Source organism: Microbacterium arborescens (genome assembly GCF_049707515.1).
GTDB lineage: Bacteria > Actinomycetota > Actinomycetes > Actinomycetales > Microbacteriaceae > Microbacterium > Microbacterium arborescens_B.
This window is the reverse complement of the sequence record NZ_JBNAFI010000004.1, coordinates 40,321-57,306: the sequence shown is the minus strand read 5'-3', so window position 1 is coordinate 57,306 and position 16,986 is coordinate 40,321. Positions and strand designations below refer to the sequence as shown.

Here is a 16,986-nt window from a genome sequence, read left to right as displayed (position 1 = left end):
GGTCACTCCGCGCTCGACCACCGCCGCAGGGCGTTCCGGGCTGCTTCGGCGTGCTCGGCGTCGTCGGCGTCGCCCCTCGATGCCTCGGCGGGCGCGGCGATCGTCGGCGACGCGCCGGTGTCGGCACGTCGGTCGCTCGACGCCCCCTCGGGAGTCCAGTCGGAGAGGTCGATCGGCACCGTCTCGATATCGGCCTGTTCGGCGGTGTCCTGATCGGCGAGGTAGGCCGCGAGGAGGGCCGGGTCGTACGTGTCGGTCTGCATCGAGGTGTCGCCCGCCGTCACGGTCGCGGGGGTGCGACCGAGCAGCTCGAGCGCGTCGTCGACCGTGCTGTAGTCCTCAGGCAGCAGCGGCTCGTCGCGCACGCCCTCGTCGAGGGCGGAGAGCAGGGCGACGGCATCCTCCACGACCCGCGCGGCGCCGGTCTCGTGGCCGTGGGCGAGCCACCGGGCGAACTCGAGCTCGGCGTAGAGGCGGGAGCGGGCGGCGAGGGCGGCGTCCGGGGTGTGGTGGGCGGCTTCGGCGTAGGCGTCGAGGACGTCGTCTCGCGCGTCGGGTGCCGAAGCGAGCCAGCGGAGGTCTTCGGCCGGGTCGCCGACGCCGAGGCCGTGCCACGCGAGCAGGCCGGTCACGGTGGGGCCGGCTGCGGTATCGCTCAGGACGAATCTGCCCGGGTCCACGCCGCCGAGGGTCACCGTCGCCTCGAATCGCCACAACCGGTCTTCGCCGAGCGCGGTGCTCCACCTGCGGAGGAGCCCGAACGGCAGCGAGCCGGTCGCCTCGGCGCGATCGAGCAGTCGCTCGGCGTCGCGCCGCACCTCGGCGCTCGTCCGCGTGCGCAGACCGGCGTCGCGGGCGACGGCGTGGGGGAGCGCGTGCACGCGCGCGATCGCCGAACCGAGCGACCACGCGGCGCCGCGACCGGGCGGGATGTGTCCGGCCTCGACCCGGTAGCCGGCGACGTACTCCTGCACGACCGCGGTGAAGCCGCCCATGCGCGCGGTTCCGAGCACGGTGGGGGCGGCGAAGGGCAGCAGGCCGCGAACACCCGGCGTCAACGCCCGCAGGGCGCGGGTGTCGGCCACCAGTTCGAGGTCGGCGTCGGCGTCGACCGGAACTCGCACGACCACCCGCCGGCCGTCGTCCAGTGTCACGAGAGCACTGTCGTACCGGCCGTCCGCTCGCTCGGTGAGTTCGGCCGCGCCGACGACGGCGGCACCTGGGAGAGCCGAACTGACGGACGCGGCTAAAGTGAAGGGAGAGCGAGCCATGCCATCAGGGTAGGTCGGGCGGCCGTGCAGGCCGAGGCGCCACGCCCGCGAGAGAGGTCCCCGAGATGCGAATGCAGCCGCCGGCTCTGGCCCGGTCCGTCTTCGAGACGTCGCCCGAGGAGCGCTCCGACGAGTCGCTGATCGAGCGCCTGCGTGACGACTCCACGACCCGGGTCGTGCGGGTGCGCGGCGACCGCGCTCGCATCCGCGGCGACCGGCTTCTGTGGACCGCGCCCGCCGAGGCCGTCGATTCCGCGGATGCCGTGGAGTGGGGGTTCCTCGGACGTGCGACCGACGGCTCGGCCCGTCTCGTCGCAGCGAGCCCGGCACCTGCGGCCGATGCGGATGAGGCCGGCTGGGCGTCGCTGCGGATGTCGGGCGGCGACCTCGTCGACGAGGATGCCGGTGCGTTCGTGACGGCCGTCGCACTCGGACGGTGGTTCGCCGACTTCCGCTTCTGCCCGAGGTGCGGGGCGCCCGCGCGCCTGCGGTCCGCCGGGTGGTCGCGCCAGTGCACCGGATGCGGACGGGAGCAGTTCCCTCGGACGGACCCCGCGGTCATCGTCGCGGTGCGCGACAGGTCGGACGAGCGGCTGCTCCTCGGTCAGAACGCGGCGTGGGCCGTGGACAACCGGTTCTCGACCTTCGCCGGGTTCGTCGAGGCCGGTGAGTCCCTCGAGACGGCGATCCGGCGCGAGGTCGAGGAAGAGGCCGGAGTCGTCGTGGACGACCTCGTCTACCGCGGGTCGCAGGCCTGGCCGTATCCGCGTTCGCTCATGCTCGGTTTCCATGCCATCGCGGCAGACGAGCCGGCGGCGCGTCCCGACGGCGAGGAGATCGTCGCCGTGCGCTGGTTCGACCGCGATGAGATCCGTCGTTCCCTCGCCGGCACGGGTCCCGTGGCGCTCCCGGGCACCGCGTCGATCGCACGCCGGCTCATCGCCGACTGGTGCGGGGACGGGGCGTGACCGACCCGCTCGCCGGGCTCGACGATCAGCAGCGCGAGGCCGCGTCCGCGCTGCGCGGGCCGGTGTGCGTGCTCGCGGGCGCGGGGTCGGGGAAGACCCGGGTCATCACCCACCGGATCGCGCACGGTGTCGATACCGGCGCGTACTCTCCGGGCCGCGTGATGGCGGTGACGTTCACGGCGAAAGCGGCGGGCGAGATGCGCGGGCGACTGCGCGCGCTCGGGGTCGGCGGTGTGGCCGCCCGGACGTTCCACGCGGCGGCCCTGTCGCAGCTGAACTACTTCTGGCCGCAGCTGGCGGGGGACGCGGCACCCACGATCCTCGGAAGCAAAGTACGCCTGCTGGCCCAGGCGGCCGACTCGATCGGGCTCGATCCCGACCCGGCCGTGCTCCGTGACATCGCGACGCGCATCGAGTGGCGGAAGATCACGATGCGCTCGATCGAGAAGTACGCCCTCGACAGGCCGGAGCCCGTAGGCCCCCTGTCGCTCGACGCGGTGGTCGCCCTCCAGCGGGCGTACGAGAAGCTGAAGGACGAGCGCCGGCAGCTCGACTTCGAGGACGTCCTCCTCGCCTGCGCCGGGATGCTCGAGGCGGAGCCTCGCGTCGTGGCGGAGGTGCGCGAGCAGTACCGCCACTTCACCGTCGACGAGTTCCAGGACGTCTCTCCCATCCAGCACCGGCTCCTCGAACTCTGGCTCGGCGACAGGCGCGACATCTGCGTCGTCGGTGACGCCAGCCAGACCATCTACTCCTTCGCCGGCGCCGACCCCTCGTACCTCCTCGACTTCGGGGTGCGGCATCCGGATGCGCGCATCCTGCGCCTGGAACGCAACTACCGCTCCGAGGCGGGCGTGGTCGCCGTCGCGAACGCCCTCATGCGCGGCCGGCCCGGCGCGCTCGAGCTCGCCGCGCAGCGCGACACCCCGGGACACCCTCGTCCCACGGTGCGCGAGTTCCCCGACGACGCCGCGGAGGCGAACGGCGTGGCGGCGGCAGTGGCCGAGCAGCTCGCGCAGGGCGCCGACCCCCGCGACATCGCCGTGCTGTACCGGGCGAACGCGCAGTCGGCTCCGCTCCTGGCGGCCCTCGCCCGCCGGGGTATCGCCGGCGCGGTGCTGGGAGGTGCGCGCTTCTTCGACATCCCCGAGGTGCGTCAGGCCGTCATGGCCTTGCGTGGCGCATCCGTCGCTCCCTCTTCCGGCGACCTCGTGGCGGACGTGCGCGCGATCCTGCACTCGCTGGGATTGAGCGACGAGCCGCCCGCCGCGGGAGGTCCGCTCCGCGACGCATGGGAGGCGCGCGCGGCGCTCCTCCGCCTCGCCGAGGAGGCGCCGCCCGGGACGACGATGCGGGCGTTCACCGACGACCTCCAGGTTCGCGCGAAGGACCAGCACGAGGTCGCGACGCGCACGGTGACCCTGTCTACTCTCCACGCGGCCAAGGGGCTGGAGTGGGACCACGTCCATCTCGTGGGTCTCGCCGAGGGACTGCTGCCGATCGCCTACGCCACGACGTTCGAGCAGGTCGACGAGGAGCGCCGGCTCACGTACGTCGGAGTCACGCGGGCTGCGCGTACCCTGACGATCTCGTGGGCACGGGCGTCGGGGCGCTACGAGCGGCAGGTGTCGCGCTTCGTCCGGGAGATCGGCACCAGCACGCTGGATGAGGTTCGTGGTCGCGCCACGTCGGCTCGACGGCCCCCGTCCGCAGAGTCATCGAGCGCGTCCGTTCCACCGCGGGCGCGCTGACGAGCCGAAGGGCCGTCGCGCAGGCCTCGGCGATGAGCGCCGGGTCGGTCGGTGGACAGGGGCGGGCCAGCAGCTGCGCTGCCAGCGCCGGCCAGGCGGCGTCCTGATCGCGGCGGTGCTGGTGAAGGCATTCCAGGCACCCGGTGGTTCCCGGCACGACGAGGGGACCGACGATGACCCGGTCGCCGGAGAGCTCGATGCCGAGGTGAGGCGCGTCCGCCGCGACGAGGGCCGCGGCTCGGCGCGGCTCGACCAGTCGCGAGGCGACGAGGACGACGACGGCGGACGACCCCGCGGGCTGCGCCGCGCCGAGTACCGCCCCGGCCGCCGAGAACGCCGCGCGTACGGCCTCCCGATCGGCGTCGCCGACCTCGTCGGCGAACGAGACGTCGATTCGGGCAGGCATCCGCCCCGGCCGCGCGAGCGCGGGCTCCACGAGCTCGCGCAGGCCCGCGACCTCGTCGGCGGTCGCTCCGGCCTGTCGGGCAATCGTCTCGAAGAGACCGTCGGGAACACCGGCGATGAGCGCCTGGATGACCCGCTCCTGCCAGGGCTGGACCGGATCGATCAGCGCGCGCGGCTCGTCTCCGAGCTGCAGGGCGGTCGGGGATCGCCAGAGGGGCGGTGCGGATGCATCGAGCTGCAGCATCCCCTGATTCTGGGCGGGGTGCCGCTCCCGGGCCGGACGTTTCCACAGGGTGCCGCGCGGCCGGGGCGCCGGACCGCCTGGGGAGGAGCGATGCCCGGGAGGAATCCGCGAGCGACGCCCAGCCCCTGGAGGTCAGACCGGCGTGGGCCCTTCCGGTCCGTCGTCGTCGCTCCGACCGCGGCCCGCGTCGGGAGCATCGCCGGCAGCCCCCTGAGCGCCGGCCGTCCCCTCGGCGTCGCCCGCGGCGGAGGCCAGGAGCGCGTCGAGGGCATCGTCCATCTCGTCGCGTTCGGGTGCTTCGCCGCGGGCTCGCGCCTGCAGGCGCGCGATGAGCGCGGACGGGTCGTCGACGTCGGCGGGCGTGGGCATGAGATCGGGGTAGTCCCACAGGCCGTCACGGGCCTCGCGCCCGACGGCATCCGTGATGGCGCGCCACATCGCGGCCGCCTCGCGCAGTCGCCGCGGGCGCAGTTCCAGACCGACGAGCGAGGCCATCGCCTGCTCGGCGGGGCCGCCGACCGCACGCCGTCGCCGGACCGCCTCGGCGATCCGGCCCGCTGCGGGAAGGCGCGTCGTCGCGTCGGCGGACACGACGTCGACCCAGCCCTCGATCGTCGCGAGGAGGTGCTCGAGCCGGGTGAGGGCGGCCGCCTGCGCCTCCGAACGCTGGGGGAGGAGCACGCCGCTTTCGAGCGCCTGGCGCAGCTCGTCGGGCTGCGAGGGGTCGAAGCGGGATGCCAGCTCTTCGAGGGCGTCGGTGTCGACGTGGATGCCGCGGGCGAAGTCGGTGACCTGCGAGATGACGTGCAGGCGCAGCCAGCGGGCGTGGCGGAACAGGCGCGCGTGCGCGAGCTCACGGGTCGCGAGCGCGAGGGCGAGCTGCTCGTCGTCGATCCCGAGGTCGCGTCCGAAGTCCGCGAAGTTCTGCGGGAGGATCGCCGCTTCGCCGTCGGGCATGACCGGGATGCCCACGTCACCGCCTGAGACGACCTCGAGCGAGAGCTTGCCGACGACCGCGCCCAGTTGCGCCGCGAAGAGCGACCCGCCGACGGTTCGCATGAGCCTTCCGGCCCCCGCGATCATGCTCTGCATGTCTTCCGGCGCCTGGGACTCGAGAGCGGCGGTGAGGGCGTCGGCGACCGAGGTCGCGACCGGCTCGGCCAGCTCCTGCCAGACCGGCAGGGTCGCCTCGACCCAGGCGCCTCGGGTCAGCGCCCGCGGAGGGGCGGCGAGGTCGGAGATCGTCGTCGCCTCGCTCAGCCAGAGCGTCGCCAGCGCGAAGGCGTCGGTGAAGTCCTGGCGGTCGCCCGCGCTGATGCCGTGTCCGTCCTTGTTGGCCAGATGCAGCGCCTGCGTTCGCGTCGCGGTCCAGTCGACGGCGCCGTCGCCGCCGGCCGCGAACGCACCCTGGAGATGCTGCATCATCTGCTGCAGCATCGCGGGGTCGACGCCCATGGCCGAGAGTCGTTCGAGTTGCTCGGGCCCGAGCGTGCCGCCTTGCCCCAGCAGGCTGCGCAGCAGCTCCTGGAAGTCGTCGTCGGGGGAGCGGTCGTCATCAGCCATGTCAGGCGCCTTTCAGCAGGGCGGTCAGCTCGCGTTCTACGCTAGCCGCACGACCTCGTCGCACGGCTCGAACGGACCTCGTTCGCTTTCGCCGGTCGCGAACGACCGGGACCAGAAAGCAGCACGTGTCACTTTTCGACGAGAACGTCCCCGTCCACGCCCCGCGACGCCGCCGGATGAGCCGCGCCTCCCTGGCCGGCCTCTGGGCGGTGTCGTTCTCGCTCGTGGCGCTGCTGGTCCTCACGATCGTGCCCACCTCGTTCGTGATCCAGCGGCCGGGCCCCGTCTACGACACCCTCGGGTCCGTCGCCGCCGGTGACGGCGAGCAGCGGCCGCTGATCAGTGTGGCCGGCGCCGAGACCTTCCCGACGTCGGGGTCGCTCGACCTGCTGACCGTCGAGGTCCTCGGCAACCGGGAGCGCACGCCCTCGTGGCTCGAACTCGCCGCCGCGTGGTTCGACCCGTCACGCGCCGTCGTGCCGATCGACGACATCTTCCCCGAGGGGGTCACGACCGAGCAGCGCAACGATGAGAACGCTGCGCTGATGGTCGACTCGCAGAAGGAGGCGACGGCCGCCGCGCTCACCGAGCTGGGATACGACGTGACCTCTCTCGTACGTGTCTTCCAGCTGGCCGACGACTCGCCGGCCGAGGGAGTCCTCGAGCCCGACGACGTCATCCGCGCTGTCGACGGCGTGCCGGTGTCCACGACGACGGCGCTGCGCGACGCGATCAACGCAGCCGGCGGCGACCCGGTCACCCTCGAGGTGGACCGGCAGGGCGACATCCGTTCAGCCGAGGTGACCCCCGCTGAGGCGACGCTCGACGGTGAGACGCGGTGGGTCATCGGCGTCACGATCGCCCAGGACTTCGACTTCCCGATCGAGGTGACCCTCCAGCTCGACAACGTCGGCGGCCCGAGCGCGGGGATGATGTTCGCCCTCGGCATCATCGACACTCTGACGCCGGGCGAGCTCACCGGCGGTGAGCGCTTCGCCGGGACCGGGACGATCGACGCGGCCGGCGAGGTCGGCCCGATCGGCGGCATCCGCCAGAAGCTGTACGGCGCGAAGGATGCCGGCGCCGAGTGGTTCCTCGCGCCCGAGCGCAACTGCAACGAGGTCGTGGGCCACATCCCCGACGGGTTGCGGGTGTTCTCGGTCGCCGATCTCGAGGACGCACTCGCGGTCGTCGAGACGGTGAGCGAAGGCGGCGACCTCGACGCTCTGCCGACCTGTACCACGGGCTGAGGCACGGCGTCCGCCCAGCGGGCGACGCCTAGGATGGAGGGGTGACCACGACCTCAGCGCCGACCCCGGCCACACCCAGCAGATCCCGCCGCGCCGTCGGCATCACCCTCGCCGTCATCGCGGCCGTGGTGGTGGCCTTCTTCATCTTCGCGAGCCTGTACGCGGATTGGTTGTGGTTCCGTCAACTGGGCTTCGACGGCGTGCTGGTCACGCAGTGGACCGCTCGCGTCCTCATGTTCCTCGTCGGGTTCGTGGCCATGGCGGTTCCCGTCTGGCTCTCGATCCAGCTGGCCTACCGGCTGCGCCCGGTGTACGCGCGTCTGAGCTCGCAGCTCGACCGCTACCAGGAGGTCGTCGAGCCGCTGCGTCGCCTCGGCATGTGGGGCATCCCGACGTTCTTCGGGTTCTTCGCCGGCTTCGCCGCCTCGGCGCAGTGGGAGACGGTGGCGCTGTGGCTGAACGGCGTCACGACCGGCACGACCGACCCGCAGTTCGGGCTCGACACCGGTTTCTACCTCTTCACGCTTCCGTTCCTCTCGGCCGTGGTCGGCTTCGTCTCGGCCATCGTGATCGTGTGCCTGCTCGTGACGGCCCTCGTCTCGTACCTCTACGGCGCCGTCCGCGTCGGACAGCGCGAGCTGCGCATCTCCAAGTCGGCCCGCATCCAGCTCGCGGTGATCGCGGGGATCTACCTGCTCGTGCAGGGCGTGAGCATCTGGATCGATCGATACCGCACGCTCGTGACCCCGAACGACCGCATCACCGGTGCCGGTTACGTCGACGTCAACGCCGTCATCCCGGGTCAGACCATCCTCGCGATCGCCGCGGCGATCGTCGCGCTCCTCTTCTTCGTCACGGCCGTCATCGGGCGCTGGCGCTTCCCGCTCATCGGCACCGGTCTGCTCGTGGTGACCTCCCTCGTCGTGGGCGTCGCCTATCCGTGGTTCGTCAACAACGTGCAGGTGCGGCCGAACCAGCTGACGCTCGAGTCGCAGTACTACGAGCGCAACATCGAGGGCACGAAGGCGGCGTACGGCATTTCCGGGCTGGAGAAGACCGACTTCCAGGCGGTCACCGACGTCGAGCCGGGACAGCTGCGCGCCGACGCCGACACGACGGCGTCGATCCGCATCATGGATCCCGCCATCATCGGCCCCACTGTCCGTCAGATCGAGCAGTACCGCTCCTACTACCAGTTCGCCGAACCGCTCGACGTCGACCGCTACCAGATCGACGGCCAGTCGCAGGACACCGTCGTCTCGGTGCGCGAGCTCAACGTCGACCAGCTCGGTGACGCGGCGTCGTGGTACAACACCACGCTCGTCTACACCCACGGCTACGGCATGGTTGCGGCCAAGGGCAACGAGCGCACCGCCGACGGAAACCCCGTGTTCGTCGAGCGCGGCATCCCGGCCTCGGGCGAGCTCACCCTCGACCAGGAGTACGAGCCGCGGGTCTACTTCGGCGAATTCTCGCCGACCTACTCGATCGTCGGAGCCCCGGAGGGCTCGTCGCCCATCGAGCTCGACTACCCCCGCGGGCAGGAGGGCGAGAGCCAGACCAAGACGACCTTCGACGGAGACGGCGGCCCTTCGATCGGCGACGTGTTCCACCGCCTGATCTACTCGTTGAAGTTCCAGTCCACCGACATCCTCTTCTCGGACGGCATCAACGAGAACTCGCAGATCCTCTACGACCGCGATCCCGCGACGCGCGTGCAGAAGGTGGCGCCCTACCTCGAGCTCGACAACGACCCGTACCCGTCGGTCGTCGACGGGCGCATCGTGTGGATCGTCGACGGTTACACGCTCAGCGCGAACTACCCGTACTCCTCGATCGTGAGCCTGAGCGACGCGATCTCGGACTCGTCGAACCCGCAGCCGCGGGTGGCGCTGGACAACATCAACTACATCCGCAACTCGGTGAAGGCGACGGTCGACGCCTACACCGGTGAGGTGACGCTGTATGCGTGGGACGCCGAGGAGCCGCTGCTCCAGGCATGGCAGAAGGTGTACCCGAACACGCTCAAGCCCATCAGCGACATGAGCGCCGACCTCATGACCCACGTGCGCTACCCCACGGACCTCTTCAAGGTGCAGCGTGCGATGCTCGGCACCTACCACGTCGACACGGCGCAGTCGTTCTACTCGCGCGACAACGCCTGGAAGACGCCCAACGACCCGCAGCAGGACACCCAGCTGCAGCCGCCGTACTACCTGACGATGAAGATGCCGGGCCAGGAGGCGCCTTCCTACTCGATGTTCTCGTCGTTCATCCCCGGCGGTCAGGACACCCGGAACGTCCTCATGGGCTACCTCTCGGTCGACTCCGACGCGGGGTCCGAAGCCGGAGTCGTCAGCGGCGAGTACGGCAAGCTCCGGATGCTGGAGATCAACGCGGAGACGCCCGTGGCCGGGCCGGGACAGGTGCAGAACACCTTCGACGCCGATCCCGAGGTCTCCTCGTTCTCGAACATCCTCCAGCAGGGCCAGTCGGAGGTCATCAACGGAAACCTTCTGACGCTGCCCGTCGGCGGCGGTCTGCTCTACGTGCAGCCGGTGTTCGTGCAGTCCTCGGGCGCCACGAAGCTCCCCACGCTGCAGAAGGTGCTCGTCGGATTCGGCGACGAGGTCGCCTTCGAGAACACGCTGCAGGAGGCGCTCGACGTGCTCTTCGGCGGCGACTCGGGAGCCAGCACCGGTGACACCGACGTCGTTCCCGATCCGGTCCCCGGAGACGGTGCGACGCCGACGCCGGCCCCGACGGAGCCCGGCGGCGACGCGGGTGCCCCCGCCCCCGCCCCAAGCCTCGACTACCAGGCCGCGCTGGACCAGGCGCGCGACGCTCTGGCCGAGCGCAACACCGCGATGCAGAACGCCGATTGGGCCGCCTACGGCGAGGCCGACGCGAAGCTCACGGAGGCCATCGCGCGCCTGCTCGAGCTGGGCGAGCAGGGCCAGGGCTGACGGTCCGACCCGCATGAACGAGGGGCCCCGACTTCCGAGTCGGGGCCCCTCGTTCATGCGCCGGCCGGCGCTCCGCCTGGCCAGGGTTCGTGCGCTCTCGCGCGGGCGGGCCGGCTCAGTCGCGCGTGTAGCGGCGGGCTCGACCGGCAAGGCCGGCGAAATGGAACAGACCGGGGGACTCGGGGGCGATCTCGACGTCGACGGTGCTGTCGCGGTGCGTGGCGTCGTGAAGCTCGCGATAGGTCGGGACGTCCACCGGCGTCCGGGCGGCGAGGAGCGCCTCCGTCTCGGCGCCGCGCGTGACCTCGCGGTAACCGGGCTGCACGACGAGGGTGAAGAACTCGCTGACCGAGCCCGAGCCGTAGCTGAAGAGCCCGATGCGCGACCCGGTGAGGTCGTTATCGCCCTCCAGCAGCGCCGCGAGGGCGATGTACAGCGAGGCGGTGTACGAGTTGCCGATGCGGCGGTTGTACCCGGTGGTGGCGGTCACGAGCTCGGGATCGAGGTCGACGCCCACGTGCTGGCCGAGGGCGCGGTGCGCCTTGACGGCCATCTTGGTGAAGGGCTGGTGATGGCAGAACCAGTCGATCTGGTCGATGTCGACGCCGCCGCGCGAGCGGTAGTCGTCCCAGGCCCCCGCGACGCCGTCGAGGTAGGCGCTGACCGACAGCTTGCCGTCGACGACCGCGGTGACGCTGTCGTTGGGCCGCCAGAAATCGTCGACCTCGGCCGTGTGGACGCCGGCGGCGGTCTCGAGGACGGCGAGGGCCGGGTCGGCCGACACCAGGAACGCGACGGCGCCGGCGCCCTGGGTGGGCTCGGCGGCGGTGTCGAGCTCGTAGCGGGCGACGTCGCTCGCGATCACGAGCACGCGCTCACCCGGGTTGCGGGCGATGAGGCCTGCGGCGGCCTGGAGTGCCGCGGTGGCGGAGTAGCAGGCCTGCTTCAGCTCCACCACACGCACCGATCGAGGCAGCCCGAGGAGCTCGTGCACATGCACGCCCGCCGCCCGCGACTGGTCGATGCCGGTCTCGGTGGCGAAGAAGAGCGTCCGGATGCCGTCGACGCCGTGGCGGTCGATGATGCGCTGAGCGGCAGCTGCGCCCATCGTGACGATGTCCTCGTCGAGCCCCGGGATGCTCATCTGCTCCTGACCGAGCCCGATGCGGAACTTCGCGGGGTCGATGTCGGCGCGTGCTGCCAGGTCGTCGAGCTCGACGACGTGCGATGCGGTGGCGACGGCGAGGTCGTGGATGCCGATGGTGGTCACTTCGTGGAATCCTTCCGGCGCTCGAGGAGAAGGTGCGACTGCATCAGCTCCCCGGGGTTGGTCTGGGCGGCGAGCAGGGAGAGCTCGCCGCAGAGGACGGTGGCGGCGATCAGCCCGGCGAGCCGCCGCGCGTTCTCGCCGGCGGGGCGCTCGTCGCGGCAGCCGAGGCGCGCGAGTGCGTCGTCGACGGCCGGCAGGTCTTTGCCGTTTCCGACGGTGCCGACGATGAGGTGGGGGAGCGTGCACGAGAAGTACAGGTCTCCCTCCCCGCGCACCTCCGCCCACGTGAAGCCCTGCGAGCCCTCGACGATGTTGGCCGCGTCCTGCCCGGTGGCCAGGTAGAAGGCCAGCAGCATGTTGGCATAGTGGGCGTTGGCTGAACGCAGGGCTCCCGCGATGGTCGAGCCCACGAGGTTCTTCTGCACGTTCAGGTCGACGATGCGCTGCGCGGTCGACCGCAGCTGCTTGTCGACGAGCTCCGCCGGGATCAGGATCTCGGCGATGACGCTGCGGCCGCGCCCGAGGATGCCGTTGACGGCGGTCGCCTTCTTGTCGGTGCAGTAGTTGCCCGAGATCGAGCCGTACGAGAGCTCAGGATGCCAGGCCAGCACGCGCTCCATCAGCGTCTCGGCGGCGAAGGTCACCATGTTGTGACCGGAGGCGTCGCCCGTGGTGAGAGCGAAGCGCACGTAGAGCAGGTTGCCGACGATCTCGGTGTCGAGGTCGATGAGCTTGGCGTGCCGGCTGCGTTCCGAGACGGCGGCCGCGAGCTCGTCGAAACGGCCGGCGATCGCTCGGGAGGCTGCGACGGCGGCGGCAGCCGACTCGGCGACGAAGAGAGACGAGCGGGTCATCCGCTCGTCCACGACGGTGACGCGGATGCCGTCCTCGACGAGGCGCGAGATGCGCGCACCCCGGCCCACGGAGGGCCACAGCGGCGACTCGTAGGTCGCGAGGGGGACCTCCTGCTCGGTCTCGACGTCGCCCGTCAGGCGCAGCGGGCCGACCCAGCGCAGCGGGATGGGGGTGAATTCGGCGCTCATCATGCATCCTTCCCGCCCGCGCGGCGCGCCAGGCTGTCGATGTCGATCCCCCGGGCGCGGGCGAACTCGGCCGCGCGTCCCTGGATGATCAGGTCGGTTCGGAGGAGGTCGCCCGGAGCGGTCGCCCCCACCAGTGAATGCAACGCCGTGAGGTGGTCTGACCATTCCCGGATGCGGGAAACGAGGGCCTCGGCGCCGCCGTCGAGCACGACCGAGAGGAACGAGCCGGATGCACCCACGGCGCGGGCGCCGAGGGCGAGCCCACGAGCCACGTCGAGCGGGGTGCGGACGCCGCCGGACGCCAGCAGCACGGGTGCGTCCTTCGGGGCCTCGAGCAGGCACTCGACCGCCGACTGCCCCCATCCGGCGAGGTAGGCGTAGTCGCGGCCCGAACGGCGGTCGTTCTCGATGCGCATGAAGTCCGTCCCCCCGACGCCGGAGACGTCGGCGAAGCGGACGCCGATCGACTGCAGACGGGAGAGGGTGGCTGCGCTGAGCCCGAAGCCGACCTCCTTCACGACGACGGGGACGTCGACGGCGGCGACGATCGCCTCGAGCGACGCCGGCCAGCTCGAGAACGAGCGGCTGCCCTCGGGCATGACCGTCTCCTGCATCGCGTTGACGTGAACCTGGAGCGCATCGGCGTCGAGCGCGTCGACGGCGCGGCGGGCGTCGTCGGGTGAGCGTTCGATGCCGACGTTGGCCATGACGAACCCGTCGGGGTTCTCCTCGCGGATGACCCGGAAGGTGCTCATGAGCTCGGGGTTGTCCAGCGCGATGCTGAGCGAGCCCGACGCGATCGCCACGCCCGTCTCCCGCGCTGCGATGGCCAGGTCACGGTTGATGGCGCCGGTGGAGGCGCTGCCTCCCGTCATCGCGTTGACGTAGAAGGGCAGTGCCCAGCGAGACCCGGCGACCTCGACGCCGAGGTCTACACGGTCGGCGTCGACGCCCGCCAGGGCGTGGTGGACGAAGCGCACGTCATCCCAGCCGTTGGGCCGCGGCGACTCCTTCTGCTGCGCGGCGGCGAGGCGGACATGGTCGTCCTTGCGCTCGGAAGCCCGTTCAGCCGGCATGGTGCTCTCCTTCCGGCGGGTGCACGCCGATCGTGAGGTGACGGATGTCGTTGGTCTCCCAGACGCGGAGCATGCCGGCGACATCGGCGTCGGCCGGTGCGAGCACGATGCCGCAGTCGCCCCCGCCGGCGCCCGAGGGCTTGCCGGCGGCGCCGATCGCCTCCGCCGCGTCGCACAGGATCCGCAGTCGGTCGGTCTCGATGGTCACGCCCGTCCGTTCGCCGAGGGCCTGCAGCAGGCGGCGGTTGCGGCGGAGGGCGTCGAGCGCGAGCCGGTCAGGCGGGGTCGTGGCATCCTGCTCGTCGCCCGTCCCCGCGGCGAGGGCTCGCCAGAGGTCCTCGACGCAGTCGCGCGATCCCTCGAGGAAACCGGCGTGCGCGTCGCCGGTGACGTTCGTGCCGCGCGAGACGCCGCTGACGAGACGTTCGGTGGATGCGGGGTGCCCGGTCCACCCCACGAGCAGGTCGAGGCCCGCCGGCGCGGCCAGGCGGGTGATCTCCGCGTCGTGCCAGGCATCCGAGCCGAGGACGGCCGCGACCCCGTGCTCGGAGCGGGCCGCGCGCAGCCGGTCGCGATCGGGGGAGCGGTAGCCGATCCAGCCGCCGTAGGTGCTGGCCGCGACGTCTCCGCCGGAGGCGTTCGGGGCGACGGCGATCGTGGCGAGCATGGCCAGTTCGTACCGGCCACGGGCATCGAGCCCGAAACCGTAGAACTCGTCGATCGCGGCGATCGTCGCGACGGTGACGGCGGCGGACGAGCCGAGGCCGAACTTCCGACCGCTCGGATCGTCCAGCCCGCTCTCGATGTGCAGGTCGAAGAACCGCGGGTGGAGCCCGCGCTCGGCCCGCAATCCCTCGGATGCCTCGATCGCGGCGATCACGTAGTCGTACGGGTGGTGCTCGCGGTCGAGCGTGAGACCGTCCTCACCGCGGGTCCATCGCACCGGCATCCTGCTGTACTCGGGGGAGTGGATGCTGCCGGCATCGACGCTCTCGGTGAGCGACACCGTCAGGTATCGGTCGACGGCGATGAGCACGGAGGGCTCTCCCGGCGAGACGACGGCGTACTCGCCGGCGACGAAGAGCTTGCCGGGCGCACGCGTGACGATGGCTCCGGCTCGGTCGGTGCGCGTCATCCGTCTGCTCGCGTGACCAGAGCGGCCGCGGGTCCGGGGCGGGCGACGGCGAGCTCGGCGAGGCCGGTCAGGGCGGCGGTGACCGCATCCACCGAATCGGGTTCAGTGAGCACGACGACGTTCGGTCCGGCGTCGGCGGTGGCCCAGGCATCGACCCCGGACTCGCGCAGCGCCGCGACCCGGTCGAAGATCTCGACGCTGACCGGGTTCAAGTAGCGGATCGGCGGATCGCACGACTGGATGAGTGCGTGCATCCGCAGCGCGTTGACCTCCGTGATGCGGCCGAGCCGCTCGACATCGCCCGCTCGACTCGCGTCGGCGGCGGCCTCCAGGCTCTCGGCCGTCGACGAGACCCACGCGGGGTAGAACGGCGAGGTGAGCACGGTGCGGCGCATGGCCTCTCGGCTCGAGACCGCCTTCTCGCGCTTCTCGACCATGGCGACGACCATCGCGAGCTCGGGTGCGTCGAGCGGTTCGGCGAACGAGGACTCGTCGTCCTCGCCGGCGTGCCAGATGGCGAAGCCGGGGATGATCGAACGCGATGCCGACCCGGATCCGCGGCGCGCGAGGCGGCTCAGTGCCCGGGTGTCGAGGTCGAGGCCGTAGGCCGCGGCGGCGGCGACAGCCAGCGCCGCGAACCCCGAGGCCGACGATGCGAGGCCCGCGGCCGAAGGCACGGTGTTGACCGTCTCCACCCGAGCCCGCGCGCTGCTGCCGGCGAGCGCGCGCACGATGTCGAGGAATCGCGAGACCCGTTCGGCGGGCCCATCGGTGCGCTCGTCGCCGTTCAAGACGAGCGAGTCGCGCTCGGCCGCGTCATCGAGGGTGACGGTCGTCGTGGTGGGGAAGATGTCGAGGGTCATCGAGAGGCTGCCCGTCGCCGGCAGGTTCAGAACGCTGTCGCGCTTGCCCCAGTACTTCACGAGCGCGATGTTCGGATGCGCGATTGCTGTCGCGGTGCTCATGCCGCTCCTTCGACGGTGGTGGTCCAGACCGCGGCGGCGCCGGCGCGGGTGAGTCGTTCGGTGAGTTCGCCGGCGGACGCCGCGTCGCGGGCGAGCGCCAGGACGCAGCCGCCCCGGCCGCCGCCCGTCAGCTTCGCGCCCAGGGCTCCGCCCGTCGTCGCGGCGCGGACGAGGTGATCGAGTGCCGGGTCGCCCACGCCGAGGCCGTTGAGAAGGCGGTGGGCGCGATTCATCGCGTCGCCGATGGCCGCGCGGTCGCCGTTGGACACATCCGCGCGCAGATCGGTCGCCAGCATGCCGAGCTCGTCGAGCGCTGATTCGACGCCGCGCGGGTCGTTCTTCCGCCGCTCGGCGACAGCCGCGACGGCCTCGCGCGTGCGTCCTCGGACCCCGGTGTCGGCGATGACGAAGACCAGATCGTGACCGACGGACACGGGCTCGATGCGTCCGCGCTCGAACCAGACGGCGGCTCGGGCGCGCACGGTCCGCGCATCGAGGCCGCTCGGGGCGCCGTGGGCGGCTCGTTCGGCGGTCTGGATCAGCTCGTGCATCGTCTCGTCGTCGGCAGCGAGCCCGCAGGCACCCAGCACCGCTTCGATGACCGCGGCCGACACCGCTGCACTGGAGCCGAGCCCGCGCTCGGCGGGGATGCTGCTGTCGATCGCGATGTCCAGCGCTGCGTCGGGTCGTCCGGCTGCGGCGAGGGCGGCACGCATGGCCGTGATCGTGACGTTCAGTCGCTCCGGGGCCCGCGCGATCGGGCCGTGATACAGCGTGCTGGCGAGGGTTGCCGAGCCGCGTGCGGGGCGAGCCTCCGCGCGTGCGCCGAGGGCGCGGACGGGGATGGCGATCGCGGGACGACCGTAGACGACGGCGTGCTCGCCGAGGAGGATAGCCTTCGCACCGGCGCGGCCCGTCGCTCCGGGCTCCGCGGCCGAGCCGTGCGTCGCCGCGTGCAGACGAGCGTCCGGTGCAATGGGGACGTCGGTCGATGCAGTCATGGAATTTCGACGAGCGTAACAGTCCGGCCCCGGGCGCGACCTGAGGGCGGGCGGATGTGCCACGACGGTCCTTCGACC

At 71.8% G+C, this 16,986-nt stretch carries 12 protein-coding genes; 4 read left to right on the top strand and 8 right to left on the bottom strand.

The genetic code is table 11. The features are described 5' to 3' along the window. Window positions 1-2: 2 nt before the first annotated feature. On the bottom strand, window positions 3-1,271 hold the full coding sequence (locus ACPYN5_RS09520) for a protein kinase family protein (RefSeq protein WP_424448742.1): 1,269 nt from the start codon (window positions 1,269-1,271) through the stop codon (window positions 3-5). Window positions 1,272-1,336: 65 nt separating this feature from the next. On the opposite strand from ACPYN5_RS09520, the gene nudC reads away from it, so the two are divergent. Together nudC and ACPYN5_RS09510 are read left to right on the top strand one after the other, a co-directional pair. Continuing rightward, on the top strand, window positions 1,337-2,239 hold the full coding sequence (gene nudC / locus ACPYN5_RS09515) for an NAD(+) diphosphatase (protein ID WP_424448741.1): 903 nt from the start codon (window positions 1,337-1,339) through the stop codon (window positions 2,237-2,239). Continuing rightward, entirely contained in the window at window positions 2,236-3,990 is a 1,755-nt protein-coding gene (locus ACPYN5_RS09510; protein ID WP_424448740.1) for an ATP-dependent helicase, read from the top strand. Before nudC ends, ACPYN5_RS09510 begins: the two co-directional genes overlap by 4 nt. Window positions 3,991-4,771: 781 nt before the next feature. Here ACPYN5_RS09510 and ACPYN5_RS09505 read toward each other — a convergent pair. Beyond that, the gene (locus tag ACPYN5_RS09505; RefSeq protein WP_424448739.1) at window positions 4,772-6,202 is read right to left on the bottom strand and encodes a zinc-dependent metalloprotease; all 1,431 of its coding nucleotides are present in this window, start codon (window positions 6,200-6,202) and stop codon (window positions 4,772-4,774) included. Between the two features lie 125 nt (window positions 6,203-6,327). Between ACPYN5_RS09505 and ACPYN5_RS09500 the strand changes: the two genes are divergently transcribed. Together ACPYN5_RS09500 and ACPYN5_RS09495 are read left to right on the top strand one after the other, a co-directional pair. Further along, complete coding sequence (locus ACPYN5_RS09500) at window positions 6,328-7,452, top strand: YlbL family protein (protein ID WP_424448738.1); 1,125 nt, start codon at window positions 6,328-6,330, stop codon at window positions 7,450-7,452. Window positions 7,453-7,493: 41 nt separating this feature from the next. Next, window positions 7,494-10,418, top strand: coding sequence for a UPF0182 family membrane protein (locus ACPYN5_RS09495; protein ID WP_424448737.1), 2,925 nt, complete (start codon window positions 7,494-7,496; stop codon window positions 10,416-10,418). 115 nt (window positions 10,419-10,533) lie between these two features. On the opposite strand, the gene ACPYN5_RS09490 is transcribed toward ACPYN5_RS09495, so the two are convergent. From ACPYN5_RS09490 to mvk, 6 genes are read right to left on the bottom strand one after another with little or no spacing between them, the layout of a single operon-like run. Then, on the bottom strand, window positions 10,534-11,688 hold the full coding sequence (locus ACPYN5_RS09490; RefSeq protein WP_424448736.1) for a hydroxymethylglutaryl-CoA synthase: 1,155 nt from the start codon (window positions 11,686-11,688) through the stop codon (window positions 10,534-10,536). Next, window positions 11,685-12,731 carry a hydroxymethylglutaryl-CoA reductase gene (locus ACPYN5_RS09485; protein ID WP_424448735.1) on the bottom strand — a complete coding sequence of 349 codons (1,047 nt, stop codon included), beginning with the start codon at window positions 12,729-12,731 and terminating at the stop codon, window positions 11,685-11,687. The genes ACPYN5_RS09490 and ACPYN5_RS09485 overlap by 4 nt, the downstream gene beginning before the upstream one ends. Then, entirely contained in the window at window positions 12,731-13,807 is a 1,077-nt protein-coding gene (fni, locus tag ACPYN5_RS09480) for a type 2 isopentenyl-diphosphate Delta-isomerase (protein ID WP_424448734.1), read from the bottom strand. The genes ACPYN5_RS09485 and fni overlap by 1 nt, the downstream gene beginning before the upstream one ends. Then, complete coding sequence (locus ACPYN5_RS09475; protein WP_424448733.1) at window positions 13,797-14,942, bottom strand: phosphomevalonate kinase; 1,146 nt, start codon at window positions 14,940-14,942, stop codon at window positions 13,797-13,799. The genes fni and ACPYN5_RS09475 overlap by 11 nt, the downstream gene beginning before the upstream one ends. Beyond that, window positions 14,939-15,907, bottom strand: a complete 969-nt coding sequence (gene mvaD, locus ACPYN5_RS09470) for a diphosphomevalonate decarboxylase (protein ID WP_424448732.1) — start codon at window positions 15,905-15,907, stop codon at window positions 14,939-14,941. Before mvaD ends, ACPYN5_RS09475 begins: the two co-directional genes overlap by 4 nt. Further along, window positions 15,904-16,908, bottom strand: coding sequence for a mevalonate kinase (mvk, locus tag ACPYN5_RS09465; protein WP_424448731.1), 1,005 nt, complete (start codon window positions 16,906-16,908; stop codon window positions 15,904-15,906). The genes mvaD and mvk overlap by 4 nt, the downstream gene beginning before the upstream one ends. Between the last annotated feature and the right edge of the window lie 78 nt (window positions 16,909-16,986).

Coding starts and splice junctions, on each gene's coding strand:
- mvk (WP_424448731.1), bottom strand. CDS start 16,908: ATGACTGCATCGACCGACGTCCCCATTGCACCGGACGCTCGTCTGCAC.
- nudC (WP_424448741.1), top strand. CDS start 1,337: ATGCGAATGCAGCCGCCGGCTCTGGCCCGGTCCGTCTTCGAGACGTCG.
- mvaD (WP_424448732.1), bottom strand. CDS start 15,907: ATGAGCACCGCGACAGCAATCGCGCATCCGAACATCGCGCTCGTGAAG.
- ACPYN5_RS09505 (WP_424448739.1), bottom strand. CDS start 6,202: ATGGCTGATGACGACCGCTCCCCCGACGACGACTTCCAGGAGCTGCTG.
- fni (WP_424448734.1), bottom strand. CDS start 13,807: ATGCCGGCTGAACGGGCTTCCGAGCGCAAGGACGACCATGTCCGCCTC.
- ACPYN5_RS09520 (WP_424448742.1), bottom strand. CDS start 1,271: ATGGCTCGCTCTCCCTTCACTTTAGCCGCGTCCGTCAGTTCGGCTCTC.
- ACPYN5_RS09485 (WP_424448735.1), bottom strand. CDS start 12,731: ATGAGCGCCGAATTCACCCCCATCCCGCTGCGCTGGGTCGGCCCGCTG.
- ACPYN5_RS09475 (WP_424448733.1), bottom strand. CDS start 14,942: ATGACGCGCACCGACCGAGCCGGAGCCATCGTCACGCGTGCGCCCGGC.